We start from the raw sequence: 25,931 nt of genomic DNA on the forward strand, positions 1-25,931 counted from the left end.
TAAAGGTGTAGTACTTCTTCTGTGTTAGTACTAGAAACTATTTCAAAGTGTTCTACTAAAAAATCAGGCAGCATAAATTTTAAAAGGTCTATAGGAGTCATCTCAAATTCTTAGATTACAAAGTTCTTATTTTATTTTGACATTCCTCCCCAGGTTTTGTTCTTGATCCAGATTAACCCGAAAAAATTAACCGCAAAGAGCGCTAAGATTTGCGCAAAGTCCGCAAAGTTTTAATTAAGCTTTGCGGACTTTGCGTTTTTTAACTTTGCAGTCTTTGCGGTTAAATTAGGAATCGATTGCAAAAGTTGGAGGTTACGAAAAAAAGATACCACAAAGAAGATTAAGATTTACACAAAGTCCGCAAAGTTTTAATTAAGCTTTGCGGACTTTGCGTTTTTTAACTTTGCAGTCTTTGCGGTTAAATTAGGAATCAAGTACAAAATCTAGAGTTACGAAAAAAGATTACCGCAAAGAACATTAAGATTTACACAAAGTCCGCAAAGTTTTAATTAAGCTTTGCGGACTTTGCGTTTTTTAACTTTGTAATCTTTGCGGTTAAATAGGTAATGAAATCCAAATTTCAAATACGTTTATTCCAATTATGCGTTAAAAAGAGGATATCTGCCCTGATATTATTTATATGATGGGAAAATAGTATTTTCTACTTTAATAGAAATCAATGGATTAAAAAAATAACGATTTTTTTTGTTTAAAAAACACGAAAAAAGCTTGTAGAATCACAACTTCTGTTGTACTTTTGCCCCACAATAAAGCGAGTTGGTTTGGTAGTTCAGTTGGTTAGAATACATGCCTGTCACGCATGGGGTCGCGGGTTCGAGTCCCGTCCAGACCGCAATATTGGAAAAGCCTTTCTGTTAAGAAAGGCTTTTTTATTTTATAGTAATTCCACTCCGCTTAATTATCTTCCTTATATTTATATATCGCAAAAGTCTGTCGATATACACGTACTACAATGGAACATTCAATTCATAAAGAACACAAGTACTATATTAAAACGGTAGATACTGATAAAAAAAGTATTTATTGTTATCATGATTTGATGGGGGAATTATATGTTCCTACACATAAACATAATAAGGCACAATTTCTTTATACGGAAGGCGATGTTGTATTTGTAACGACTGAAACCAAAACGTATTTTTTACCAGCAAGACATTTTATATGGATTCCAAGTGGAATTGAACACAGCATTCATCCAAAGTCTGAAAACGTGATGATGCGAAACTTATACTTTCCTGTAGAAAAGGATGAAGATGTTTTTTATCAAAAAGAAGGTATTTATCCAGTTAATAACTTACTACTTCAAATGATGCTTTTTACGAATCAATGGAATGGTGATCTTAAAAAAGGAAGTCCGAATTTTGTGATTGCTAAAGCTATCAAAGCAATATTACCTCAAATTTGTTTAACCAATTTACCACTAGAATTGCCTTTGCCAAAAGATGCTCGCTTGAGTAAAATCTTGCGTTATGTTGAAAATAATTTAGGAGAAACGATTCTGTTTGGAGAAGTTGCGCATCAATTTGGATATAGTGAGAAGTCTTTATATCGTTTGTTTCAGAAAGATTTAGGAATGTCTTTTATTCAATATTATACAATCAGAAGAGTATTAAAAGCAATTGAATTGCTGCTTGATCGAAAATTATCTGTAAAAGAAGTAGCTCAAGAAGTTGGGTACAGTAGTGTGCCAACATTTAGCAATACGTTTTTTAAGATATTAGGACAGCGGCCTTCTGATTATCTTAATGGAGAAAACATTCTGAAAAAAGGGAAGTTGTAAAAGAAATCTACTTATGGGTATTGGTTTTTTTTAGCGAAATCAGTATGAGTAAAATGTTTTCACGCAGATTCTGCAGATTTAGCAGATTTTTGAATCGCAAACTTGTCTTTCTGAGGAACGAAGAATCACCACAAGAATATCCATAATCTTTGTCGAGCTACTAACGGAGATTCTTCGTTCCTCAGAAAGACAATATTGAGGCTTGTGCTACTAAATCCATATGAAAAACTCAATTGTTAAAATTTGTCCGAAATGAATATGTTATTGACTTTTTAGAATTATCAGGCAATTATAAAATGAAAGAACTTTGCAGTGAATAAATCACACTACTTTCATGTTCCTTAAAAAATGGTTTTCGATACAGTGTTATCGTCCAAAAAAAATAGCTTTAATCCTGATTTTACTTGGGATAACTACACTACAAGCTCAGCAAATAAATCCGATTTCATTACAAGAAGCGATTAAAATTGCAAAAGAAAACAACAAAAACATACTTAAATCTCGCATTGAAGTCGATATTTCTAAAGAGAATATCAAAGAAACCAAAGAACTTCGTTTGCCTGAAATAGATTTTAATGGAGGTTATTCTCGTGTTACAAACTTAACAGAGTTTAAAGGTGGGTTTCTAAAAGATAAAGATGTAACCCATACTATTCCAGAGATGTATAATATAGGAACGGCTATTAAAGTGCCACTATATGCTGGAAATAAGATAAACAATGCTATCGCAATTGCTAATCAGGAAAGTAAGATTGCTCAGGTAAAAAGCGAAAAAGCTGAAAATGATATTCAGTTAGAAGTAATTGCTACTTATTTGGGAATTCAGAAAATGATGGAACTTCAAAAAATCATTGATGAAAATATCAAAGAAGAACAAAGCCGACTTAAAGAAGTTCAATCCTTAAAGAACCACGGTACAATTACCAAGAATGAAGTTTTAAGAGCAGAGCTTCAACTTTCGGATCGTGAACTGAATGCTTTGACAAACTCTAAAAATATCAAAATAGCACTTCATGAATTAAAAACAATTCTTCAGTTACCCGAAGAACAAGAAATAGCGATTGATACAACGGCAAGTTTTAATGAAGATGTAAAGATGGATAATTACAATTTCTATTTAAATAATACACTTCAAAATGAAGAGATGCGAATTGCAAATCAGGAAATCGAAATCAAGAAGACAGAATTGAAATTGGCAAAAGGAAATTATTATCCAACCATAAACTTCTTTGGAGATTATAATTTAAAATATCCCAATTATATGTTTTTTCCACCAAATCCTTATTTGTATAGTCTAGGACAAGTTGGTATCGAAGCTACATTTAGTTTGTCGGGATTATATAAAAATAAAACCAAAGTACATATTGCAAATTCTAGAATTGAATTACAGAAAACCCAATCAGAAATTGTAAAGAATAAAGTTCAGGATGAATTATTTAGAAATCATACGCAATATGAAGAAATCACGGAGAAGATTAAAGTTGTCGATAAAGCATTAAAATTAGCAACCGAGAATTATCGTATTGTTAAGTTAAAGTACCTGAACCAATTGGTTCTGATCACCGAAATGGTCGATGCTGATAATGCGTTGCTGCAAGCAAAATATAATAAAATCGCAACGAGAATTGATGCCGAAATGAAACATTATGAATTGCTTCATACTGCAGGATTATTAAAATAATTGAATTTTAAAGAGAGAATAGAATTTTATGGTAAAGATAAAAAATGAAACAAGAGCTAATAAGTCGTTTCATACATTGATAACTGTTATTGCATGCGTGCTTGTTTTAAGCGGAATCGTTTTGGGAATTTGGTTTTATGTTTTTAATAAAAATCACGAAGAAACCAATGATGCTCAGGTTGAGCAATATGTTACACCTATTATGTCCAGAATTACTGGATACGTTCAGGAAGTTCGTTACGAAGAAAATCAGTTTGTACATAAAGGAGATACTTTATTAGTTATAGACAATCGCGAGTATAAATCAAGATTAGATGTGGCTTTGGCAGATGTAGAAAGTGCTAAAAGAAATAGCGTTGTTGTCGAGAAAAATGTAGCTACAACCGCAAGTGCAACTACAATTGGGAAGTCGCAATTGGCTGCAGCCAAAACCAATCTTTGGAAAACACAATTAGAGTACCAACGATACAAAGCTTTGGTAAAAGAAGAAGCTGCAACCGAACAACAATTAGAGAAGGTAAAAGCAGATTACGAATCGGCTCAGGCACATTATCAGGAAATAAGTAACCGAATCGAATCATCGACTTTAAATACATCACAAGCTGCAGCAAATATACCTACTGCACAAACAGTAATTCAGTCCAAACAAGCATTGGCAGATAATGCTGCTTTGTTTCTTTCGTACACAGTAATCACTGCGCCTTATGACGGATGGGTTGCTAAAAAAACAATTCAGCCAGGACAAATGATAAAAGAAGGGCAAACTTTGTTGTCGATGGTGAGTAAAGAAAAATGGATTACAGCAAACTTTAAAGAAACTCAAGTTCAGTTTTTAACTATCGGTCAAGAAGTAGAGATACACGCAGATGCGATTAATGATAAAGAATTTGTAGGAGTAGTTACTTCGTTATCTCCAGCCAGTGGCGCACGATTTTCGTTATTGCCGCCAGATAATGCCACGGGAAACTTTATCAAGATAGAACAAAGAATCCCAGTAAGAATAAAATTAAAAGACACAAGCGAGCAAACTGATTTCCTTCGTGCCGGAATGAATATAACTGTAGTAGCCGAACACAAATAACATAATGTTAGACAATACAAGCGTTTTTAAATCATGGGTTCCTAATTGGGCAATCATTGTAATCTTGTTTTTTTGCATGTTACATTCCATGATTTTGTTGGGAGTTTACTCATCAAATGTTACTTATGCATCAAGTTTTCTAGATATAGAACCAGAGGACTTGCAATTCTCTATGTGCGTTACTTACGGGACTTTACTTGCCACAATATTAATAGAAAGCCGATTTTCTAAATTTTTCCCCACTAAAAAATATCTGATTGCGGTATTTTGTTTGGTAGCCATTACTATAATGTTGTCGGCTTATGTAAAGAACTTTTCATTGTTTATAATGATAAGAATGGCCGAAGGTTTCCTAATGGCATTACCTGGAGTTCCGTTAAGGCAGTTATTAATTACCAGATTTAAATCTAAAAATGCAATTATAATTGGGTTCACCTTTAATTATGGGGCGCTACTATTATCATCGCCTTTTATAATGAATATTGCTGTTTGGCTTTTAGAAAATTACGATTGGAGATACATGGCGTATGGTTCGGCATTATTCCAGATTATTTGTGTTTTATTAATAATGATAACGTTTAATGATAGTCGTCTCCATCGCAAAATTCCTTTGTATCAAATAGATTGGACAAGCTTTGTCTTATTGCTGATTGCCATATTATGCGGAGCGTATTTCTTTGTATATGCCGAGAAAAAATATTGGTTTGAATCTTTCGAAATCCGATTTGCATTAATTGCATCATTAATTTCGACCGGTTTATTTATTTTTAGACAATTGCACGTAAAACGACCTTGTTTTGATTTAAATGTTTTTAGATATGCCAATCTAAGAATCGGTTTCTTGTTGTTTTTCCTTTTTTATATCGGTAGAGCAACACTTAATATTTGTCATAGTACGATGTTTAGTGTCTGGAACTGGGAGCCATCGCGTGTGGCGCATATTCAGTTTCTTAATGTAATAGGTAATGTAATCGGAATGGTTTTGGCGGCAGTATTTCTTGCAAAAACAGTAGCTTCGAGATATATCTTTATGCTTGGGTTTTTTATTCTTGCAGTGTTCCACTTATGGTTTACGTTTCTTTTTGTACCCGATATTTCATTATCGGCAATGGCAATACCATATATTTTGCAAGGAGTTGCAGTAGGGGTTTTGTTCGTGCCGTTGGTTTTATTTACAATGTCATCGGTTCCTACAGGTTTAGCGCCATATTCTGGAGCAATAGGAGTTTCAGGGCGTTTTTGGGGAAGTACAATTGGGTTTTGTATTATGCAAAATGCAGAGAAGTTTTTCCAGAAATCACACTTTACAAAACTGACACAGTTTATTGCGCCCGAAAATCCCGAAACGCAAAGCAGAATCGCGCAAACAGCGCAAAGCTTCGTGGGTAAAGGTTTTAGTCCAGACGAGGCTAATCTTCTGGCGATGAAACAAATTTTAGGTTCAGTAACCAAGCAATCTATTTTGTTATCAAATATGGAGATTTTCACCGCTGTTGGTTACGGATTATTAATTGTTGTAGTCTTGTTAGGAATCAATCAGCATTTAAAACAAACATTTGATGTTTTTAAAAACCGAGTTTGGAATAGTTTCTAAATTCAGAACAATCCAGCGCGATTTTGCCATACAATCGTAAGGAAAAGTCCGAAGAATATAATGCAAAGCATAAAGTTTATAAAACTCGATGCCAGAAAGCCAATAAAAGAACCTGTTGCAGCTTTTAGCGCGCGATTATGATCTTTAGAATCGTAGATTAATTCTCCGATAAATGCTCCTGCAAATGGGCCAATAATAAAACCAAACGGAATTGGGGCAAAAATACCAACGACCAAACCGATATTAGTCCCCCAGACTCCATAAGTACTTCCGCCAAATTTCTTAGTCCCTTTGGCGGGAATGATATAGTTTAGGACAGAAATGATGATTGTTACAGCAAGTGTAATGCCTAAAACCCAATAATTCATTGGGACAACTTTTGTCATATAAAGCAATAATAAACCAATCCAACTAAGGCTTATTCCGGGTAAAACAGGTAAAAAACTACCTAAAATACCAACAATCATGCATATAAAGCCGAGTAACAATAATAGTGAATCCATATAATTTTTTTGTAATTTTGCGCCTACAATCCTTTAGTTAGATTCGTCCATGTTTAGATTTTTGCAATTTGTATTGTTTTGTTCCTTGATTTTTTCAATCAATACAAGTACGTATGCACAAACTAAAAAACTTTCAATAGACGATAGATTACTTCAGGATAGCATCTATAAAAGTAATAAGAAAAAAGTATTAAATTTTTCAATGAAAGATTTTGATGCACTTTTTTTTGATTTTTTTAAAACTAAAAGCAATCCAGATGTAGTTTTAACTAAAACACAGTTTTATAATTATACAGTTCAAATTGCTACTTTCTCTGACCGTTTGGCTAGTTTATATCCTGCTCAAAAGGAGATTGCGGCAAAAAATAAAGAAGAGTGGTTGTCAGAAAGCTATGAAGATTATTTATTATACAAAGCTTCTCAAAAAAAATAATTGTATTTTTATAAATTAATAGTTTAATTCAAAATCAAAGCCTTGAAGCAGTTTTCCCTTTTATTAATAATCTTTTTATTTAACTCTTGTCAATATTTTGAGAAGCAGGTTCCTTCTGAAAAAGAATTATTGCAAAAAGAGTTAAAATCGATTAACTGGAAAGAAGTCGATGAGTTTCCATCTGTGGTCGATTGCGAGAAAATTGAAAATAAAAAGCAACGTCAACAATGTTTCTTCGAGATAATGACGCAACTTATCCAGCAAAAACTAAGCAGTGACACCCTTGCAATACTTTATCCAGAACTAGATACTATCGAAGTAAAAGTGACAATTTTTCCAAATGCCACAATGAAATTCGAACCTCAGTTCCCAAAAGATTCAGTGGCTTACGATACAGTAAAAATTGATAGCATTCTCCGTGCCCGTTTAGTCGATTTTCCAAAAGTAAATCCAGCTATTAAACGCGGAATTCCTGTAAAAACACAATTTATATTACCTGTAATTCTAAAAGTAGAGTAAGTAGTGCCATTTACTTTTTCGCACCCAGCTATTGTTCTGCCATTTTTAAAGAATAAAAAACTCTCAGCAACAGCTTTGGTAATTGGGTCAATGTCTCCCGATTTAGAATATTTTTTCAGAATGAAAATGCAAGGCGATATCGGACATACTTTTTTAGGTGTGTTTCTGGTAGATATTCCTTTAGGCGTTTTAGTAGCATTTTTATTTCATCAAATAATAAAAAGACCATTAATAGACAATTTGCCTGATTTTATTAAAGAAAGATTATATGTTCTTAAAGAAAGTAACTGGTTAAATTACTTTAAATCTAATATCTGGATTGTTATTGTCTCATTTATATTAGGAATTTTTTCTCATATATTTTGGGATTCATTCACACATATAAATGGGTATTTTGTACAAAGAATACACTTTTTGGGAGGAGAGTTATATTCAATTCCTGTTTATAAAATCGCTCAGCATTTAAGTTCTTTAATTGGGATGATATTAATCCTTTTTTATATCTATAAATTGCCTGTGAGAATTGAAGAACATAATAAAGTCAATCTTAAATATTGGTTTTCTGTAATAGGTATTGCGGTAATAATCCTGAGTATACGATTTGCATTAGGAATGACATTTAAACAAATAGGGAGTGTAGTTGTAAGTGCAATTTCCTCCATGTTTTTGGCGCTAACTTTTACAGGATTGATTTTCAGAAACAGAAAAATTATTTAGAAGCTATTCCTGCTGTCCGCTATATCTTTTTATTTTTAAAGAAAAAATAAAAAGGATGCCGCTTCCATCAGGGCTAGAGCTGTCATTTTCATCAGAATATTACTTAGAGAACTGTCTTCCTTTCCATTCATAACTCCCTAATAAACTATATAAAGCAACACTAGTACTAAAAAACGGATACCATAAGTTCGAGAGAATAAAGAAACGCATTTGCTTTCCGGTCAAAAATGAATTGGTTTGATAAAGCAAAATCCAGTCTAATATAAACTTCAGAATTAATATACTCAGAAGATGAATGTAGTTTATTTGAAGTGCTAGAAATAAAATCCAAGTTATAATAACACTTAAATTGGCAAGGAAAACAATAATCCCTAATAATTTCCCGAACGTACTTTGGTATGAACCCGTTTTAGCTGCCCAACGAACCCGCTGATAAAACAAGCTTTCCCAATCGGGAGTTGGCTTTGTAATTATAATATTAGCTTCAGATTTTAAATAATGTACTTGTTCTGGAAACGCTGCAATTGCCTTTTGTAATAAAAAAACATCATCGCCACTGGCAATTTTGTTATTGCCATCAAAACCATTTAGTTTTTCAAATAAGGATTTAGTATAAGCAAAATTAGCACCATTGCACATAAAACCTTTGTTTATGCCAAAACTTCCAATTGTTGCACCTTGTAAACTCGTTAAATCCAATTGTTGAAAATGATCCAAAAATGAATTATTGCATTCGTATGTAACCGCGCCAGCAATCATCGAAACATCATGAAGCTGGATATAATTGTCTAGAGTTTGTAGCCAGTTTTTAGGAACAATGCAATCGGCATCGGTTGTAATAATCCATTCCGTCGATGCATGTTGCATAGCTGTCGTAATAGCATCTTTTTTAGGAGAATTTGAAACACGAATATTCTCAATTATTCGAATACTAAATTTCTGAGACAGAATACAGAATGCTTCTTCAGAATCATCATCAACTAAAATCACTTCAAATAGTTCGATAGGATAATTTAATCTCGAAATACTATTTAAAAGAGTCGGTAAATTTTCTGTTTCGTTTCTAAAAGGAACAACAATCGTAAAACGTGTTTTAGGAGATAATTCGGTAGATTGATATTTCTTAATTTTAGTAAAACCATAACTAAGCCAAGCTATAACAAGACAATAGATTAGTATTATGGCATACAGAATTACCATTATTTAGCGGTTTTAGTTTTAAAATTCAAGACATAATAACTTCCAATAACTACAGGTAAAACCACATTTAAGAACCACATTAAGGTGGATATAAAAATCACGATCCATTCGTTTACACCAAGAATTCCGAAGAAATATACAGCAACACTTCCTTTTACAGCAAAATCCAAAAACTGAAAGGTAGGCAGAGATGAAGCTAAGAAATAAACAGCCGAGATTGTAGCTATCATTGTAAAGTAAGGTAAGTCGACATCAAAAGCCAGAAACAAAAAATAATATTGATGTGAGAAAACAAGATAGCGACAGATTCCTAAAAGGATATTTCTTTGATGAATTGGTTTCGGGATTTCGTTAATCTTATGAATTAGCCTTTCGATAGAATATCCTTTGATTGTTATCTTTTTTAATAGAAAAACCACAAGAAATAGAATAAATAGAAGTCCGAAAAGTAAAGCAACCGTTGTTGGCGTAATCACATTGTATTTTGAGTTAAAATACATCAAGCCAAAAATACCAAAAATAACCGTAAGAACCATTTGTATTCCGTTGCAAATCAGGTTTAAGAATACGACTTTTTTAGTGTCTTTTTTATCAAAAAACAATGCTTTTCCAGCATATTCCCCAATTCCGTTTGGCGTAAAAAGACCAGCTGTTAAAGCCCCAAGAACTTGTTTTGAAGCTTCAGATACCGATATTTTATGGATTACCTGAGCCAGGTTTTGCCATTTTAGGATTTCGAAATACCGATTTAAAACGCTAAACAATAAAATAAAAGCAATCCCCGAAACCGATTGGTTCTTTTTGAACAAAATTAGGAACTTTTGCCAATCTAGTTTGTCATTCTGAGCAAGTTGATTATAAATAAAGTAAAATGCGCCACCTACAATCAAAAGTTTGATTACAAGAACAAGGAATTGTTTAGCTTTGTGAGGAATTGAAATCATGCTGCAAAGTAAAGGAAACTATTGTAAAAAAGCTATTTCAGAAAGATTCACAAAGTAATCTCAAAGTAACACAGAGAGATAAAAAACAAACTTAGTGGATCTCTGTGTCTACTTAGCGAAACTTTGTGTAACCAAAATAAATAATGACAAAAGAACGCATCATATTAGGAATCGATCCAGGAACAACAATTATGGGGTTTGGATTGATAAAAATCGTCAATAAAAAAATGGAATTTTTGCAGCTTAACGAATTGCAATTGTCCAAATATGACAATCATTATCAGAAACTAAAAATCATTTTTGAACGTACCATCGAATTAATCGAAACACATCATCCGGACGAAATCGCAATTGAAGCTCCTTTCTTTGGTAAAAACGTTCAGTCGATGCTTAAGTTAGGAAGAGCACAAGGAGTTGCAATGGCAGCAGGACTTTCGAGAGATATTCCGATTACGGAATATGAACCTAAAAAAATAAAAATGGCAATTACTGGTAACGGAAACGCTAGTAAAGAGCAAGTTGCTAAAATGCTTCAGCAGCTTTTAGGATTAAAAGAATTGCCTAAAAATCTGGATAGTACTGATGGATTAGCTGCTGCCGTTTGTCATTTTTTCAACTCAGGAAAAGTAATCGGAACAAAGAGTTATACAGGTTGGGATGCATTTGTAAAACAAAATGAAGAACGAGTAAAAAAATGAGATAATGCGTTAATTAGAAAATTAGATAATTCTTGCATTACGAATATTTAATTTTCTAGTTTATTAACCTATTAGTGATTAACTATCACATTATCTAATTGACACATTATCCTAATTATCTAATTAATGTCCGGTATCTACATTCATATTCCTTTTTGCAAGCAGGCTTGTAATTATTGTGACTTTCATTTTTCGACTTCGATGAAGAAGAAAGATGACATGGTTTTGGCTATTGCCAAAGAAATAGCCATGCGTAAAAATGAGTTTGAACTTCTCGACTCCACAGGAAATGAAAACCAAATTGAAACTATTTATTTCGGTGGCGGAACTCCTTCTGTTCTGAGTAATGAAGAAATAAACTTTTTAATTTCAGAAATTTATAAAAATTATAAAGTTGTCGATAACCCTGAGATTACACTCGAAGCAAATCCAGATGATTTATCGAAAGACAGAATAATAGAATTGTCCAAAAGTTCGATAAACCGCTTGAGTATAGGGATTCAGTCTTTCTTTGAAGATGATTTGAAGATGATGAACCGTGCCCATAATTCGGTGGAAGCCAAAAAATGTCTGGAAGAAGCAACTAAATACTTTGATAATATTTCTTTGGATTTAATATATGGCGTTCCGGGAATGAGCAACGAAAAATGGAAACATAATATCGAAACGGCATTGAGTTTCGGAATCCCGCATATTTCGAGTTATGCTTTGACTGTTGAACCCAAAACAGCTTTGAGTAAATTAATACAAACAGGTAAAGTTGCTAAACCAAATGACGAAGTTGCTTCGGCTCATTTTATGATTTTGGTAGAAACGCTTGAAGCAAACGGTTTTATTCATTACGAATTATCAAACTTCGGAAAAGAGAATTACTTTTCTAAAAATAATTCGGCTTATTGGCTGGGTAAAAAATATATTGGTGTCGGGCCTTCGGCACACAGTTATGATGGGGTTTCCAGAAGTTGGAATATTTCTAACAATTCACTTTATCTCAAATCAATTCAGGATAATCAATTACCAAATGAGGTAGAAATTCTTTCGGTTTCCGACCGTTATAATGAATATATTATGACTGGATTGCGAACAATCTGGGGCGTTTCATTAGATAGAATCGAAAAAGAATTTGGGACTGATTACCTGGTTTATTTAAAAAAACAAGCAGAGAAGTTTCTAAATGATGAATTGGTTTCAGTTGAAAATAATATTCTAAAACCAACAGCAAAAGGAAAATTCCTGACTGATGGAATTGCTAGTGACTTATTTTATTTAAATTTAGATTAAATTTTAGTACGCTGATAAAACGGATGCAAGCAACACTGATTTAAAAAAATCTGTAGAAATCTGCGTTAGAATATCCGTAAAATCCGCGTCCAATTATGTTTGTAAAAATCTACAAAGAATATAATCATTGCGGTTAAAAACGAAAGTATTATGAGAATTACCATATTAGATGATTATCAAAATGCAGTTGCAAAACTAGAATCTTTCAAAATGTTGAAAGGATTGGATGTTACAATTCTTAACCATAGCGAAAAAGACAATTCAAAGTTGGCGGAGTTATTAAAAGACTCCGAAATTATAGTTTTAATTAGGGAAAGAACAGAGATTTCAGCCGACTTGCTTTCGAGATTACCTAAATTGAAACTCATAAGTCAGACAGGAAAAAAGTCCAATCACCTTGATATTGCTGCGTGTACAAAATATAAAGTCGCAGTTGCAGAAGGTATTGGTTCGCCTGTAGCTCCATCTGAACTTGCGTGGGCATTAATAATGAATACAGTTCGTCAGATTCCGCAGGCTATTCAGGGAATGAAAGAAGGAAAATGGCAGACTAATATTGGTTCGACTATTAGAGGCAAAACAATTGGCATTTGGGGTTATGGAAAAATAGGCCAACAAATAGCTAAATATGCAAATGTATTTGGAGCAACGGTTTTGGTGTGGGGAAGTGAAAATTCAAGAAACCAAGCTGTTGCTGATGGATTTCAGAAAGCAGATTCTAAAGCAGAATTTTTCTCGCAAAGTGACATCGTCACATTACATCTTAGGCTTAATGAAAGTACCTTCGGGATTGTTAAGGAAACCGATTTAAGTTTAATGAAATCAAGCGCAGCTTTAATTAATACTGCAAGAGCCGAATTAATAGAAAAAGGAGCTTTATTAAAATCGCTTAAAAACGGAAAACCAGGATTTGCAGGAATAGATGTTTATGAAGAAGAACCTATTTATGATGTAGATTTTGAATTGCTGAAAATGCCAAATGTTGTTTGTACGCCTCATATAGGTTATGTCGAGAAAAACAGCTACGAACTTTATTTTGAGAAAGCTTTTGAGAATGTAATTAATTATATCAATAGCAATCCAACAAACATTGCAAATCCCGAAGTTTTATAATAAGATTTAGTTAAATCATTCGGAAAATACTTGATAGATAGAATCGCTAGTGATTTGTTTTATTTAAATTTGAATTAAAATCCGCGTTCAATTATGCTAGCACTCATTGACAATAAATATCAAATCGATTTATCAAAACCTATCGATATTTCGATTCCGCTTACAAATACAGATGAAAACCCGATTGCGTGGTATATCGAAAAGCCAGTAATCGAGCCAGTAGTTTTTGGCGATTGGATAGGGAAGGTTTCGGAAGGAAAATCATCTACAAACTTTAATAATATTTTCTTTAATCCGCACGGACATGGTACTCATACCGAATGCCTGGGACATATTACACGAGAATTTTATAGTATTAATCAATCTCTAAAAACGTTTTTCTTTTTGGCCGAATTAGTTTCGGTTGAACCAGAAGTTCAAGGGGAAGATTTGGTGATTACTAAAGAACAAATTTTGACTTCACTTAATGGGACAATTCCCGAAGCAATAATTATCAGGACGAAACCAAATTCAAAGTCTAAAAAAGCTGCAAAATATTCGAATACGAATCCTCCTTATTTGTCGGAAGAGGCAGCGATTTTCATTCGCGAAAGCGGAATACAACATTTGTTAATTGATTTGCCAAGTGTAGATAAAGAACATGATGAAGGGAAATTATTGGCACACAAAGCATTCTGGAATGTAAAAGACGTCAATAAACTTAATGCAGATGCAAGATTGAATGCTACAATTACCGAAATGATTTATGTTGATGACGAAATAAAAGACGGAAGTTATATATTGAATTTGCAAATTGCATCGTTTGAAAATGATGCAAGTCCATCTAAACCTATTTTATATAAAATATGATTACAGTTAGCACTGATAAAAACAAATTAGACGTTCCGTTTATTCAGCATTTCTTAAAAGATATTTATTGGGCTGCGGGTCGTACAATGGAAGAAGTTCAGACTACGATTGACAATTCGTTTTGTTTTGGGATTTTTCTGGATGATAAACAAATTGGCTTTGCTCGTGTTATCACCGATTATGTGGTTTTTGCTTATGTAATGGATGTTTTTATTACCGAGGAACATAGAGGTAAAGGGTATTCGTCTGTTTTAATAGAACGAATGATAAATGAACCTGCGTTAAAAGAGGTTAAAATATGGAGATTGGCAACGACAGATGCTCATTTCTTATATAGCAAATTTGGGTTTACAGCATTAAAAAGTCCTGAGAAAATGATGGAAAAAGTGGTGTTATGAAAACAGTTATAAAACTAGAAGAGTTAGGCTTATTTGTTCTCGGAATATATTTGTTTAGCCTATTAGATTATCAGTGGTGGTGGTTTCTGGTGTGGATTTTAGTGCCCGATTTTTCTATGCTAGGTTATGTCATAAATGCTAAAGTTGGTGCTTTTTTATATAATGTATTCCATCATAGAGGAATTGCTGTTTTAGTTTATATTTTAGGCTGCTATTTAAAGTTAGAAGTGGTACAGCTTATTGGAGTTATTTTATTTTCTCATGCTTCGATGGATCGTATTTTTGGTTATGGATTAAAGTATGAAACAGGTTTTAAGTACACACATTTAGGTGAAACCCACAACAAAAAAGAGCTTTCTTCTGATGAGGTAAAAAAGTGGGTTCCTGACAACCAAAATTTAAATATTTTTCGGAAGAAATTGGTAAATAAGAAATGATATGAATTTAGAAACGTATTATGAATATTGTCTTTCTAAAAAAGGAACTACAGAACATTTTCCTTTTGATGAAGAAACATTGGTGTTTAAAGTTGGCGGAAAAATGTTTGCATTGTCCTCTTTGACCCAATGGGAAAAAAACATTCCTTCGGTAAATTTAAAATGTGATCCAGAGCGTGCTCAGGAATTACGTGCCGAATATGATGATATAAAACCAGGATATCATATGAGTAAAGTACACTGGAATACTATTACTATGAATGGAGATTTGCCTACGGCTTTTATAAAAGAACTTATAGACCATTCGTATGATTTGGTTTTCAAAAGTTTGACAAAGAAAATTCAGAATGAAATTATTGAATTAGAAAATTAGGCATTACATTTGCAACATAAGAGAAAAAACTAGCAACTCAGTTACTTTGTAACTTAGCAACTTATAAAATATGAAAGAACAATTTAAAAAGTTTTTAAACGAAGAACAAGACCCAAAAGCGATTGAAAAAATCACTTCTAAACTCAATGATTTATTAATGAGAGGTGAAGAGATTGGATACATTGCAGTTCAAAAAAAACCGGCAATTACTGTTTTTCCTGATAGCATTGTAGTAACAAACAAACGAATCATTGTATGTAAGCCTAAAAATTTAGGGCTGTCAATGGATTTTACAGATTATACCTGGGATGATATCGTTGGGACTTTTGTAAAAGAAAATATTCTTGGATCAGAGTTTTCTTTTTCTACAAAAACAGATATTCAGTTTTCTATAGATTATATTCCTAAAATTCAGGCAAGAAAAATTTTCACTTACGCAAAAGAACAATTGGATATACTTAAAAACCCGGTTGTAGCTGCTCCAACTCCAGTTGCTGAGGTTGCAGAACCAGAAGAAGTTGAGCCAGTAGAGGAAGAGGAAGTAGTAGAAGAAATCGAAACTGAAGAAGTAACGAACTATGCTGAGATTATGCCGGTAGCACCGATTTATAACGAACCAATTCAAGAAACTTCATTCGCAACAGGCGAGAGAAGATTAAGTGATATGTCGCAAGATGAGCTTTTTGAAAAATTACAGAATTACAAGAAGTTATTAGACAACGGATTGATTATGCAAGGAGAATATGATGCATTCAAAAAAGAGATTTTGAGTTATATGTAGTATTTGGCCGCAAAGTTCACAAAGTCCCACGCAACGGGCGCAAAGAAAAAAAGCATAAAAAAAACCAACATTTATAATGTTGGTTTTTTTATGAAATTTTGCGAACCTTGGGTTTTAAAGTCTTGCGATCTTTACGGTTAAATTCTTATAGAGTAGCTTTCTGCTTTTCTACAAAACTATGTGCTTGCAGTTCTAGGAGTTCGGTAGCTTTCTTTCGTTGTAGGTCGTATAACTGTTTATCTTGTGCTATATCCTCATAAACTTTGTCGTGCATTGCAGCGCTGGTTTTTACTAATAAACTACGTTGGTATTTATTTTGTTCCAGAGTAGCTTTTAATGCTGTTTCCAGCTCTTCCTGTTTAAAATCGTATTCTCCTCTCGGAGATAATAATTTGGCTATTATAGGAGATGTTTCTATGGCAAGGAACAAAAGCATAATAAAGAAAGATGGAATCCAAGGTAACTTGTTTAATGCGTTTATTCGCGCCATTAAACCATCAAAACCATCAATGATAGGTTGTGTTTCGGTTACTTTTTTGTCTACATCGGCTTGGAGTGTTTTTGCAACTTTTTCTTTTTCGGCTATTTTTGCCTCATTTTCAGTTTTTAGCGTAGCAAATTCTTTTAAAGCAGCATCGTGCTTATCGCGTTTCTCTTTATAAACAGGACCCTTTCCTAATCGTTTTGAGCCCGCTGTACCTTCGGCTTCAGTAATGTAAGTTGAGTATAAGTCATTTACCTCTTTTTCCTTTTTTAGGATATCGGCTTTTAATCCAGCGATTTCGGCTTTGTTCTTGTCTAAATCGGATTTATAATAATTACCAACTTCTTTTTTATTGGCAAGAGCCATTGCATTTTTCTCTTTTAATAAAACAGTGTTGATTTCTTTTTCGAAAATTTTAATTTCTAATGGTTTCGAAATTACGATTGCGATAATAACCGCCAGAATAATTCGAGGTGTTGCTTGCAGGAATTCATCCCAAACACGGTCTCTTTTTTTTATTGTAGATACAATAAAGCGGTCAAGATTAAAAATAAGTAAACTCCACACAAATCCAAAAAGCATGGCTGGATATACTGAGTCAAAAACGGTAAATAAGGCATATGCACTTGCAATAAATGCCATTACTGCGGTAAAGAAAACGGTAGCTCCAATACCAACATATTTGGTTTGTTCACTTTCTGAACAGTCCTCGAGGAGATTTTTATCTGCTCCTGAGCAAAGGATAAAAAATTGTTTCAACATGATTGATTGTTTTTGATTGATTGATAAGGCAAATTTAACGCCAAAAAATTAATATTGAGGTAAATAGTTGATATGTTTTTGGTTATGTCACTATTTTAGTTTTTCAAATGTGGTTTTGATAGCACTTTCAACCGTTGGTAATGTTAATTTTAATCAATATTTTCAAGGGGCTATGTTATTTTTAAGTAAAAAAAATAGGCTTAAAAAGTAGAAGCATAACGATATGTTAAATTTTTCAGGAGGTATAGTTAATATGCAGCAACTAGTTTCGCATTATAGAAAAACAACCAAAACCAAAATGAAAAAAAATTGTTTAGTATTAGTTCTCTTTTTAATAACTTTAGTAGGTTATGCTCAAAAAGGAATTGTTTCTGGGAAAGTATTGGATGCAGACGATAAACTGCCTTTACCAGGAGCAATGATTGAAATTGTAGGTCAGAATAAATATACTATTTCTGATTATAACGGAAGATACGAATTGCTTAATGTAATGTCGGGATCTTATCAGGTAAAAGTAAAATACATGGGATATACAGAGAATATCCAAGATGTAGTTATTGCCGATGGGAAAAATGCTGTTATAGATTTTGCTCTTAAATCTTCGGGGACAGAATTGAATGAAGTAGTTGTAGGTGATATCCTAAAGGGACAAGCAAAAGCTTTAAACCAACAAAAAACGAATAAGAATATCGGAAATGTTATTTCGGCTGATCAAATGGGGCGTTTTCCTGATGCCAATGTTGGAGATGCCTTAAAGCGTGTGCCAGGTATTACTATGCAGAATGATCAAGGTGAAGCAAGAAACATCATTATTAGAGGTTTGGCCCCTTCATTAAATTCTGTGACTTTAAACGGAGATCGTATTCCATCAGCCGAAGGCGATAACAGAAATGTACAGATGGATCTTATCCCATCGGATATGATTACAACAATCGAGGTGAATAAAACACTTACGCCAGATATGGATGCAGATGCTATCGGGGGTTCTGTAAACCTGATTACCAGAGCAACTCCTAATGGTGAAAGAATCTCGGCAACAGTAGCGGGAGGTTATGCACCAATACGAGATAAACCTATTTATACAGCAGGATTAGTTTATGGAAATCGCTTTTTTGATGATAAACTTGGAGCTGTTGTAAGTGGTTCTTATAATAATGTGGATTATGGTTCGGATAATGTTGAAGCTGCTTGGACTAAAGATAAATTCGGAAATGAATTTTTGAGTAAATCAGAAATCAGAAAATATGATGTGCAGCGTATTCGCCGAAGCGCAGCTCTAGCTTTAGATTATAAATTTGATGAAAACAATACCATCTTTTTTAACGGAATTTATAACTGGAGAGATGATAGAGAGAATCGTTATAGAACGACTTATGATGATATGAAACCTATTTATAATGGCGAACAAATTACTGGTTTTACAGGGAGAGTAAAGCGTCAGACAAAAGGTGGTGTTGATAATAATCGCAATAAAAACAGAAGACTCGAAGATCAGCGTGTGCAGAACTATGCATTGCGTGGAGAACATTTAATAAATTCTAGTTTAGATCTTGATTGGTCAGCAAATTATTCGACAGCAAGAGAATATCGTCCTCAAGAACGTTATATCGAATACCGTCAGAAAGGATTGAATACTGTACAAGATTTATCTGATTTAGAGTTTCCTTTGGTTACAACAACTGGCGAAGCTTTAGATAAGTTTAAATTTGATTCGACTACCGAAAATACAGATGAAACTAAGGAAAGTGAATTTGGAGCTAAAGTAAATATCAGGTTTCCTTTTTCAATTATCCCTTCGGAGAAAGGAAGATTAAGAACGGGACTTAGATTAAGAATGAAAGAGAAATCGAGAGATAATATTTTCTATTCTTACGAGCCGATAAGCGGAATGGAAACTTTGGCAGATGTTCAAACCAGTTATTATGACGGAAGCGGATTTAATCCAGGGAGTAAATACGTACCGGGAACGTTTGTTTCTAATTCGTATTTGGGAGGTTTAGATTTAAATAATCCTGCTTTGTTTAATAAAGAATTAAATCCAGCTGAGTTTTTGACTGTAAATTACCAAGCCAAAGAAAATATTTATGCTGCTTATGTAAGATGGGATCAGGATTTTAATGATAAATTATCTATGATTTTAGGTTTCCGTGTAGAGAATACGCATATTGATTATACTGGTAATCGTGTTCTGGACGAAGAAGAGTTAGAAGGGAAGATAAACACAACCAATTCATATACAAACGTAATGCCTGGGATTTCGTTTAAGTATAATGCGACCAAAGATTTAGTGTTGAGAGCTGCTGCTACAACAGCTTTAGCAAGACCAAATTATTATGCTTTGGCTCCTTATATCAATAATATTGCTGCCGATTCTCAGATATTAGCAGGTAATCCAGATCTTAAAGCGACTTATTCTTATAACTATGATTTCATGGCCGAGAATTATTTTAAATCGGTTGGTTTAATTTCAGCAGGTGTTTTCTATAAAAACCTAAATGATTTTATTTATACTTATAGTGATAATCAATATACAACTGCAAAGTTTGCTGCGGATTTTCCTAACCAACAAAATCCAATTCCAGCGGGAGATAATTGGACACTTATACAACAAAGAAATGGTGATAATGTAGATGTATTTGGATTTGAAGTAGCATTTCAGCGTCAGTTGGATTTCTTTACAAGTCCATTTTTAAAAGGATTCGGGATTTATTTAAACTATACTTACACAAAATCTACAGCCAAAGGTATCGCTGATGCAGAAGGAAATGAAAGACGTAATATAAGCCTTCCGGGAACATCTCCACATATGTTTAATGGGTCATTGTCATGGGAAAACAAACATTTTTCGGCTAGAGTTTCGACTAATTTTACTTCAGATTATTTAGATGAATTAGGTTCTAATGAATACAATGATAGTTATTATGATAAACAACTTTTTGTAGATGCTAATGCAGCATTTAAAATTACACCTAAGATTCGTGTTTTTGCAGAAGCAAATAATTTAACCAATCAGCCGTTACGTTATTATCAAGGTGTAGAGTCGCATACTAAACAGGTTGAGTATTACCAAGCGCGTTATAATTTAGGATTGAAATTTGATTTTTAATATAGAATGAATTAGTTAGAATTGGCAGGAATATAATGTTCCTGTCAATTTTTATAAAAATAGAACATGAAAAATAAATTTATATTACTCTTAGTGAGTGCCATTTTAGTTTCTTGCGATAGCAAGTTAGCGCCAGTTCGTAAAGATGCTATTAAACCAACAGCGGTAACAGAACCACTTCCGCATGATACCGATGATCCCTCTATTTGGATACATCCTACAGATCCATCTAAAAGTATTATTGTAGGTACAGATAAAGATACCGATGGTGGATTGTATGCTTTTGATTTAAAAGGTAAAATCATAACCAAATCGGAAACATTAAAAAGACCCAATAATGTAGATATTGCTTATGGCTTAATTGTTAATGGAAAAAAAATAGATGTTGCAGTTACAACTGAAAGAGAAACTAATAAAATCAGGGTTTTTAGCTTACCAGATTTAAAACCTATAGATAATGGTGGAATTTCTGTTTTTGATGGAGAGACATTACGTGATCCTATGGGAGTTGCTTTGTACACCCGACCAAGTGATCACGCAATATTTGCTGTAGTAGGTAGAAAATCAGGAACTTCGGGTAGTTATTTGTGGCAATATCAATTGACAGATGTTGGCAACGGAATAGTTGGTGGTAAAGTAGTTCGCAAGTTTGGTGCATATAGTGGAAAAAAAGAGATTGAAGCTATTGCTGTAGATAATGAGCTAGGAATGGTTTATTACTGCGATGAGCAATTTGGTATCAGGAAATATGTTGCTGATCCTGAGAGTAAGCAAAAAGATGTTGAGTTAGCTATTTTTGGAAAAGGAGAGTTTAAGGCAGATAATGAAGGAATTGCTATTTATAAAAAAACAGCAACAACAGGTTATATTTTAGTTTCTAACCAACAAGCTAATACGTTTATGGTTTATCCTAGAGAAGGGGCTAAAGGAGATCCGAATAAGTATCCTTTACTTGCCGAGATTCCTACGTCGACAATTGAGTGCGATGGTGCCGATGTTACGAATGTAAATTTAGGTGGAGCTTTTAAAAATGGTCTTTTTGTGGCAATGAGCAACGGAATGACGTTTCATTATTATAGTTGGGATTCAGTACAAAAACGTATTGATGCGCAAGTGAAAAAATAAGTGTTCAGTATTTAGTTTTCAGTCTCAGTTCCAGTTTTCAGTTGCTGTCATAAGTTACGGTTTCCTTTATAAATACAGTAAGTAAACTGAGAGTGAATACTGAAACTGTATGCTGAAACTGTATACTGACACTGCGTACTGGTACTGAATACTGATACTAATACCAAGTATAAATAAAAAAGAGCTGTTCAATCGAACAGCTCTTTTTGTTTGAATTAGTAAAGACCTTATATTATGCTAATGGTGCTCCTGCCATAATTTCGGCATTGGCAAACTCTTCAAATTTTGCAAAGTTAGCTTTGAATTTCTCTGCTAGTTCTTTTGCTTTTACATCGTATAATTCTGGATTTGCCCAAGTGTTTCTAGGATTTAATATTTCGCTAGGTACATTAGGACAACTTTGTGGTTTTGCAATTCCAAAAACAACGTGGTTTTCGTATGCTACGTCGTCTAATTCTCCGTTTAAAGCGGCAGTAATCATAGCACGAGTATATTTTAGTTTCATACGAGTTCCTGTTCCGTATGCTCCACCAGTCCATCCAGTATTAATAAGCCAAACTTTTACATCGGCATCTTTCATTTTTTTGCTCAACATTTCTGCATAACGAGTTGGGTGTAACGGCATAAATGGCGCTCCAAAACAAGCTGAGAAATTAGGTTGAGGTTCGTCTACACCAGCTTCTGTTCCAGCAACTTTAGCAGTATAACCAGAAATAAAGTGATAAGCAGCTTGTCCTGGTGTAAGTCTCGAGATAGGAGGCAAAATACCAAAAGAATCGGCTGTTAAGAAGAAAATATTTTTAGGGTTTTTACCTATAGAACCCGGTTGAATATTATCAATGTGGGTAATAGGGTAACTAACTCTTGTGTTTGGTGTAATTGAGATATCATCATAATCTACCTCGTTTGTACCTGGTTTAAAAACAACATTCTCTAATAAAGCACCTTTTTTAATTGCTCTAAAAATGTCTGGTTCATTTTCTTCAGTAAGGTTAATTACTTTAGCATAACAACCACCTTCAAAATTAAATACTGTGTTTTCATTAGTCCATCCGTGTTCATCATCACCGATTAATTTACGGTCTGGATCTGCAGATAAAGTTGTTTTTCCTGTTCCTGATAAACCAAAGAAAATAGCTGTATCACCTTCTTTACCAACATTTGCACTACAGTGCATTGGTAATGTGTTCTTAAATACTGGCAAGATGAAGTTTAAAGCCGAAAAAATTCCTTTTTTCATCTCTCCTGTATATCCTGTTCCGCCAATAAGAGCAATTTTTTTTGTAAAATCTAAAATTGCAAAATTGCTTTGTCTTGTTCCGTCTACAGCAGGATCTGCCATGAAGCTAGGAGCACAAATTACTGTCCATTCTGGAGTAAAGTTTGCTAATTCTTCTGCTTCTGGTCTCAAAAACATATTGTAACAAAACAAGTTAGACCATGCTGTCTCAGTAACAACACGTACATTTAATCTGTAATTAGGGTCTGAACAAACGTAAGAATCTCTAACAAATACTTCTTTGTTAGATAAATATTGAGTTACCTTGTTGTATAATTTTTCAAAGGCAGCTGGTTCAAAAGGAATGTTTACTTTTCCCCACCAAACTTGGTCTTCTGTAATACTATCCTTTACAATAAAACGATCTTGAGGCGAACGTCCTGTAAATGTACCAGTATTAATTGCTAATGCACCTGTTGAGTCCTCCACACCTTGACCTGATTGTATCGTAATGTTGTGTAATTCGTCAGCTGATAACTGATAATGAATTGTTGCATTTTTAATCCCTAACTCATTTAGCGAAATCGATTGCGTAGATAACGTTTGATTGTCCATAAATTTATAAGTTGTGTATGTTTTACTTTATAGACTGTAAAATTAGATATTATATTTCAGATAAAATTTTATATAACGAATTTTATGACTTTTGTTTAATAATTTTAACAAATAGCACAGTCCAAGCAAGAATTAATAGGAGTCCGCCTATTGGCGTTACGAATCCGATAATTTTGAAGTCAAATGTTGTAAGGTTATTCGTAGCAAGTAAGTATATTGAACCCGAAAATAATATAACACCAGCTACAGCAAGATTGTAAATAACCTTTAATGTCTTTTGTGAAAGTTCTTTTCTTGTGGCTACAAAGAATAAAAATAATGCATGGTACATTTGGTAACGTACACCAGTTTCAAAAGTTACAAGTTCTTCTATTGATAAAACTTTTTTTAGAGCATGAGCTCCAAAAGCTCCTAAAATGATAGCTAACATTCCGAAAAAAGCACCTGTTGCAATTATTTTTTTATCCATTACAATATTATTTTAGTTGTTACAAAAATAGGTTTAAAACTTTCATCATGGAAAAAAATTAAGAGAACTTTTGGAAATATTTAGCTTTCTTCAGGATAAATAAATTCTGCTTATTTTTGGTTTAAAATAATGTATAGTTCATTTTTTTAACATTTTTTAATTGTTATGAATATAACATTATTGTATGTTTGTGTTATATATGTAAAATATGAGAGTAGTTTTAGTCATTGGAGCAGGCAGATCAGCGTCGTCATTGATACGATATTTATTGGATAAGTCCGAAAAGGAGAACCTGCATCTTATTATAGGTGATTTGTCTTTGGCTCTTGCCGAAAAGAAAACGAATAAACATCCTAATGCAACTCCTATTGCATTGGATATTTTTGATGAAGAACAACGAAAGCTTGCGATACAAAAGGCAGACATTGTAATATCGATGTTGCCGGCTCATTTACATGTAGAAGTTGCCAAAGATTGTTTGCTTTACCAAAAACATATGGTTACTGCATCTTATATAAGTGATGCGATGCAGGCATTGGACAAGGAAGCAAAAGCTAATAATTTGATTTTTATGAATGAAATTGGGCTTGATCCTGGTATCGATCATATGAGTGCCATGAAGGTAATCGATGAAATTAGAGAGAAAGGTGGTAATATGTTATTGTTTGAATCTTTTTGTGGCGGACTTGTAGCTCCTGAATCTGATAATAATTTATGGAATTATAAATTTAGTTGGTTACCGCGTAATGTGGTTTTAGCAGGGCAGGGAGGGGCAGCCAAATTTATACAGGAAGGAACTTATAAATATATCCCTTATTGCAATTTATTTCGCAGAACCGAATTTCTTGAAGTAGAAGGATACGGAAAGTTTGAAGCGTATTCTAATCGTGATTCTTTAAAATACAGATCTATTTATGGTCTCGAAGATATTCTTACTTTGTATCGTGGTACAATAAGAAGAGTTGGATTTTCGAAAGCTTGGAATATGTTTGTACAATTAGGAATGACCGATGATAGTTATGTTATGGAACATTCTGAAACTATGAGTTATCGTCAGTTTGTGAATTCTTTTTTGCCTTATCATCCAACTGATTCTGTAGAAATAAAAATGCGTTTGATTCTTAAAATAGATCAGGATGATATAATGTGGGACAAACTTGTTGAGCTTGATTTGTTTAACGCGAATAAAATTGTTGGATTAAAAGAAGCTACTCCAGCTCAGATACTAGAAAAAATACTTTCGGATAGTTGGACTTTAGAGCCACACGATAAAGATATGATAGTGATGTACCATAAATTTGGATACAAATTAAATGGTGTAGACACGCAAATAGACTCCAAAATGGTTTGTATTGGAGATGATCAAACGTATACTGCAATGGCAAAAACAGTTGGACTGCCTGTTGCAATGGCCACTTTATTGATATTAAATGGTAAGATTACAACTCCTGGAGTTCAGTTACCAATAAATAAAGAGGTGTATTTACCGATTTTAAAAGAATTAGAAGAATACGGAGTAGTATTTCATGAGCAGGTTATGCCTTATTTTGGATATAATCCCGATAAACTTCTTAATTAGTAGTTTTTGAAAATTTTTTTTAGAATTTTTTTTAGTTTTTTATTTGATCCGCTTCTTGAAAAAGAAGCGGATTTTTTTATTTGTTATTATTTATAGATAAAACAAGAAAACAATCCTATGGTTTAGTTGTAAAGTAGATTTCATGATTATATCTAAATATTATTTTCTA

At 33.3% G+C, this 25,931-nt stretch carries 24 protein-coding genes and 1 tRNA gene; 19 read left to right on the top strand and 6 right to left on the bottom strand.

Features of this window, described 5'->3' with window-relative positions; all coding sequences use genetic code 11:
* Positions 1–779: 779 nt before the first annotated feature.
* The 5 genes from OA93_RS22015 to OA93_RS22035 all read left to right on the top strand — a co-directional run bounded on the left by OA93_RS22015 (position 780) and on the right by OA93_RS22035 (position 6,157).
* Positions 780–853: transfer RNA gene (locus tag OA93_RS22015), tRNA-Asp, on the top strand.
* 120 nt (positions 854–973) lie between these two features.
* A complete protein-coding gene (locus tag OA93_RS22020) occupies positions 974–1,801 on the top strand; it encodes an AraC family transcriptional regulator (protein WP_039116287.1) in 828 nt (275 codons plus the stop codon).
* A gap of 334 nt (positions 1,802–2,135) precedes the next feature.
* Positions 2,136–3,482, top strand: coding sequence for a TolC family protein (locus tag OA93_RS22025; RefSeq protein ID WP_039116288.1), 1,347 nt, complete (start codon positions 2,136–2,138; stop codon positions 3,480–3,482).
* A 28-nt stretch (positions 3,483–3,510) separates the two neighbouring features.
* Complete coding sequence (locus OA93_RS22030) at positions 3,511–4,563, top strand: HlyD family secretion protein (protein WP_039116289.1); 1,053 nt, start codon at positions 3,511–3,513, stop codon at positions 4,561–4,563.
* A 4-nt stretch (positions 4,564–4,567) separates the two neighbouring features.
* The gene (locus OA93_RS22035; RefSeq protein ID WP_039116290.1) at positions 4,568–6,157 is read left to right on the top strand and encodes an MFS transporter; all 1,590 of its coding nucleotides are present in this window, start codon (positions 4,568–4,570) and stop codon (positions 6,155–6,157) included.
* A 2-nt stretch (positions 6,158–6,159) separates the two neighbouring features.
* Here OA93_RS22035 and OA93_RS22040 read toward each other — a convergent pair whose 3' ends face one another.
* A complete protein-coding gene (locus OA93_RS22040) occupies positions 6,160–6,660 on the bottom strand; it encodes a DUF456 domain-containing protein (protein ID WP_039116291.1) in 501 nt (166 codons plus the stop codon).
* 85 nt (positions 6,661–6,745) lie between these two features.
* On the opposite strand from OA93_RS22040, the gene OA93_RS24960 reads away from it, so the two are divergent.
* From OA93_RS24960 to OA93_RS22055, 3 genes are read left to right on the top strand one after another with little or no spacing between them, the layout of a single operon-like run.
* Positions 6,746–7,093 carry a hypothetical protein gene (locus tag OA93_RS24960; protein ID WP_131450921.1) on the top strand — a complete coding sequence of 116 codons (348 nt, stop codon included), beginning with the start codon at positions 6,746–6,748 and terminating at the stop codon, positions 7,091–7,093.
* 42 nt (positions 7,094–7,135) lie between these two features.
* Positions 7,136–7,612 (top strand): hypothetical protein, encoded by a 477-nt coding sequence (locus OA93_RS22050; protein ID WP_039116293.1) that lies wholly within the window; start codon positions 7,136–7,138, stop codon positions 7,610–7,612.
* 3 nt (positions 7,613–7,615) lie between these two features.
* The gene (locus tag OA93_RS22055) at positions 7,616–8,329 is read left to right on the top strand and encodes a DUF4184 family protein (RefSeq protein ID WP_039116294.1); all 714 of its coding nucleotides are present in this window, start codon (positions 7,616–7,618) and stop codon (positions 8,327–8,329) included.
* A 99-nt stretch (positions 8,330–8,428) separates the two neighbouring features.
* Here OA93_RS22055 and OA93_RS22060 read toward each other — a convergent pair whose 3' ends face one another.
* Positions 8,429–9,529, bottom strand: coding sequence for a glycosyltransferase (locus OA93_RS22060; RefSeq protein WP_346425755.1), 1,101 nt, complete (start codon positions 9,527–9,529; stop codon positions 8,429–8,431).
* On the bottom strand, positions 9,529–10,473 hold the full coding sequence (locus OA93_RS22065) for a lysylphosphatidylglycerol synthase domain-containing protein (RefSeq protein WP_039116296.1): 945 nt from the start codon (positions 10,471–10,473) through the stop codon (positions 9,529–9,531). The genes OA93_RS22060 and OA93_RS22065 overlap by 1 nt, the downstream gene beginning before the upstream one ends.
* 143 nt (positions 10,474–10,616) lie before the next feature.
* Here OA93_RS22065 and ruvC point away from each other — a divergent pair, with 143 nt between their 5' ends.
* The 8 genes from ruvC to OA93_RS22105 all read left to right on the top strand — a co-directional run bounded on the left by ruvC (position 10,617) and on the right by OA93_RS22105 (position 16,403).
* Positions 10,617–11,171 carry a crossover junction endodeoxyribonuclease RuvC gene (gene ruvC, locus OA93_RS22070; protein WP_039116297.1) on the top strand — a complete coding sequence of 185 codons (555 nt, stop codon included), beginning with the start codon at positions 10,617–10,619 and terminating at the stop codon, positions 11,169–11,171.
* A 126-nt stretch (positions 11,172–11,297) separates the two neighbouring features.
* On the top strand, positions 11,298–12,452 hold the full coding sequence (gene hemW, locus OA93_RS22075; RefSeq protein ID WP_039116298.1) for a radical SAM family heme chaperone HemW: 1,155 nt from the start codon (positions 11,298–11,300) through the stop codon (positions 12,450–12,452).
* Between the two features lie 150 nt (positions 12,453–12,602).
* Positions 12,603–13,565 (top strand): D-2-hydroxyacid dehydrogenase family protein, encoded by a 963-nt coding sequence (locus OA93_RS22080; protein ID WP_039116299.1) that lies wholly within the window; start codon positions 12,603–12,605, stop codon positions 13,563–13,565.
* 93 nt (positions 13,566–13,658) lie between these two features.
* The gene (locus OA93_RS22085) at positions 13,659–14,414 is read left to right on the top strand and encodes a cyclase family protein (RefSeq protein ID WP_039116300.1); all 756 of its coding nucleotides are present in this window, start codon (positions 13,659–13,661) and stop codon (positions 14,412–14,414) included.
* Positions 14,411–14,812, top strand: coding sequence for a GNAT family N-acetyltransferase (locus tag OA93_RS22090; RefSeq protein WP_039116301.1), 402 nt, complete (start codon positions 14,411–14,413; stop codon positions 14,810–14,812). Before OA93_RS22085 ends, OA93_RS22090 begins: the two co-directional genes overlap by 4 nt.
* The gene (locus OA93_RS22095; protein WP_082001866.1) at positions 14,809–15,249 is read left to right on the top strand and encodes a DUF4260 domain-containing protein; all 441 of its coding nucleotides are present in this window, start codon (positions 14,809–14,811) and stop codon (positions 15,247–15,249) included. The genes OA93_RS22090 and OA93_RS22095 overlap by 4 nt, the downstream gene beginning before the upstream one ends.
* Position 15,250: 1 nt before the next feature.
* Positions 15,251–15,622 (top strand): MmcQ/YjbR family DNA-binding protein, encoded by a 372-nt coding sequence (locus tag OA93_RS22100; protein WP_039116302.1) that lies wholly within the window; start codon positions 15,251–15,253, stop codon positions 15,620–15,622.
* A 70-nt stretch (positions 15,623–15,692) separates the two neighbouring features.
* Positions 15,693–16,403 (top strand): PH domain-containing protein, encoded by a 711-nt coding sequence (locus OA93_RS22105; protein WP_039116303.1) that lies wholly within the window; start codon positions 15,693–15,695, stop codon positions 16,401–16,403.
* Positions 16,404–16,548: 145 nt separating this feature from the next.
* On the opposite strand, the gene OA93_RS22110 is transcribed toward OA93_RS22105, so the two are convergent.
* Complete coding sequence (locus tag OA93_RS22110; RefSeq protein ID WP_039116304.1) at positions 16,549–17,649, bottom strand: DUF4407 domain-containing protein; 1,101 nt, start codon at positions 17,647–17,649, stop codon at positions 16,549–16,551.
* Between the two features lie 298 nt (positions 17,650–17,947).
* Between OA93_RS22110 and OA93_RS22115 the strand changes: the two genes are divergently transcribed.
* Both OA93_RS22115 and OA93_RS22120 read left to right on the top strand, forming a co-directional pair.
* Positions 17,948–20,755, top strand: coding sequence for a TonB-dependent receptor (locus OA93_RS22115; protein ID WP_039116319.1), 2,808 nt, complete (start codon positions 17,948–17,950; stop codon positions 20,753–20,755).
* 66 nt (positions 20,756–20,821) lie between these two features.
* Entirely contained in the window at positions 20,822–21,880 is a 1,059-nt protein-coding gene (locus OA93_RS22120) for a phytase (RefSeq protein WP_039116305.1), read from the top strand.
* A gap of 232 nt (positions 21,881–22,112) precedes the next feature.
* Here OA93_RS22120 and pckA read toward each other — a convergent pair whose 3' ends face one another.
* The gene (gene pckA, locus OA93_RS22125; protein ID WP_039116306.1) at positions 22,113–23,714 is read right to left on the bottom strand and encodes a phosphoenolpyruvate carboxykinase (ATP); all 1,602 of its coding nucleotides are present in this window, start codon (positions 23,712–23,714) and stop codon (positions 22,113–22,115) included.
* 82 nt (positions 23,715–23,796) lie between these two features.
* On the bottom strand, positions 23,797–24,183 hold the full coding sequence (locus OA93_RS22130) for a DUF423 domain-containing protein (protein ID WP_039116307.1): 387 nt from the start codon (positions 24,181–24,183) through the stop codon (positions 23,797–23,799).
* A gap of 208 nt (positions 24,184–24,391) precedes the next feature.
* Between OA93_RS22130 and OA93_RS22135 the strand changes: the two genes are divergently transcribed.
* Positions 24,392–25,762, top strand: coding sequence for a saccharopine dehydrogenase C-terminal domain-containing protein (locus OA93_RS22135; RefSeq protein WP_039116308.1), 1,371 nt, complete (start codon positions 24,392–24,394; stop codon positions 25,760–25,762).
* The last annotated feature ends 169 nt before the right edge of the window (positions 25,763–25,931 follow it).

Source organism: Flavobacterium sp. KMS, from assembly GCF_000813005.1.
Taxonomy (GTDB): Bacteria; Bacteroidota; Bacteroidia; order Flavobacteriales; family Flavobacteriaceae; genus Flavobacterium.

What these genes read in the sequence shown, in the direction of transcription:
- OA93_RS22020 (WP_039116287.1), top strand. Translation starts at nt 974, where the DNA reads ATGGAACATTCAATTCATAAAGAACACAAGTACTATATTAAAACGGTA.
- OA93_RS22025 (WP_039116288.1), top strand. Translation starts at nt 2,136, where the DNA reads ATGTTCCTTAAAAAATGGTTTTCGATACAGTGTTATCGTCCAAAAAAA.
- OA93_RS22030 (WP_039116289.1), top strand. Translation starts at nt 3,511, where the DNA reads ATGGTAAAGATAAAAAATGAAACAAGAGCTAATAAGTCGTTTCATACA.
- OA93_RS22035 (WP_039116290.1), top strand. Translation starts at nt 4,568, where the DNA reads ATGTTAGACAATACAAGCGTTTTTAAATCATGGGTTCCTAATTGGGCA.
- OA93_RS22040 (WP_039116291.1), bottom strand. Translation starts at nt 6,660, where the DNA reads ATGGATTCACTATTATTGTTACTCGGCTTTATATGCATGATTGTTGGT.
- OA93_RS22060 (WP_346425755.1), bottom strand. Translation starts at nt 9,529, where the DNA reads ATGGTAATTCTGTATGCCATAATACTAATCTATTGTCTTGTTATAGCT.
- OA93_RS22065 (WP_039116296.1), bottom strand. Translation starts at nt 10,473, where the DNA reads ATGATTTCAATTCCTCACAAAGCTAAACAATTCCTTGTTCTTGTAATC.
- ruvC (WP_039116297.1), top strand. Translation starts at nt 10,617, where the DNA reads ATGACAAAAGAACGCATCATATTAGGAATCGATCCAGGAACAACAATT.
- hemW (WP_039116298.1), top strand. Translation starts at nt 11,298, where the DNA reads ATGTCCGGTATCTACATTCATATTCCTTTTTGCAAGCAGGCTTGTAAT.
- OA93_RS22080 (WP_039116299.1), top strand. Translation starts at nt 12,603, where the DNA reads ATGAGAATTACCATATTAGATGATTATCAAAATGCAGTTGCAAAACTA.
- OA93_RS22085 (WP_039116300.1), top strand. Translation starts at nt 13,659, where the DNA reads ATGCTAGCACTCATTGACAATAAATATCAAATCGATTTATCAAAACCT.
- OA93_RS22090 (WP_039116301.1), top strand. Translation starts at nt 14,411, where the DNA reads ATGATTACAGTTAGCACTGATAAAAACAAATTAGACGTTCCGTTTATT.
- OA93_RS22095 (WP_082001866.1), top strand. Translation starts at nt 14,809, where the DNA reads ATGAAAACAGTTATAAAACTAGAAGAGTTAGGCTTATTTGTTCTCGGA.
- OA93_RS22100 (WP_039116302.1), top strand. Translation starts at nt 15,251, where the DNA reads ATGAATTTAGAAACGTATTATGAATATTGTCTTTCTAAAAAAGGAACT.
- OA93_RS22105 (WP_039116303.1), top strand. Translation starts at nt 15,693, where the DNA reads ATGAAAGAACAATTTAAAAAGTTTTTAAACGAAGAACAAGACCCAAAA.
- OA93_RS22110 (WP_039116304.1), bottom strand. Translation starts at nt 17,649, where the DNA reads ATGTTGAAACAATTTTTTATCCTTTGCTCAGGAGCAGATAAAAATCTC.
- OA93_RS22115 (WP_039116319.1), top strand. Translation starts at nt 17,948, where the DNA reads ATGAAAAAAAATTGTTTAGTATTAGTTCTCTTTTTAATAACTTTAGTA.
- OA93_RS22120 (WP_039116305.1), top strand. Translation starts at nt 20,822, where the DNA reads ATGAAAAATAAATTTATATTACTCTTAGTGAGTGCCATTTTAGTTTCT.
- pckA (WP_039116306.1), bottom strand. Translation starts at nt 23,714, where the DNA reads ATGGACAATCAAACGTTATCTACGCAATCGATTTCGCTAAATGAGTTA.
- OA93_RS22130 (WP_039116307.1), bottom strand. Translation starts at nt 24,183, where the DNA reads ATGGATAAAAAAATAATTGCAACAGGTGCTTTTTTCGGAATGTTAGCT.
- OA93_RS22135 (WP_039116308.1), top strand. Translation starts at nt 24,392, where the DNA reads ATGAGAGTAGTTTTAGTCATTGGAGCAGGCAGATCAGCGTCGTCATTG.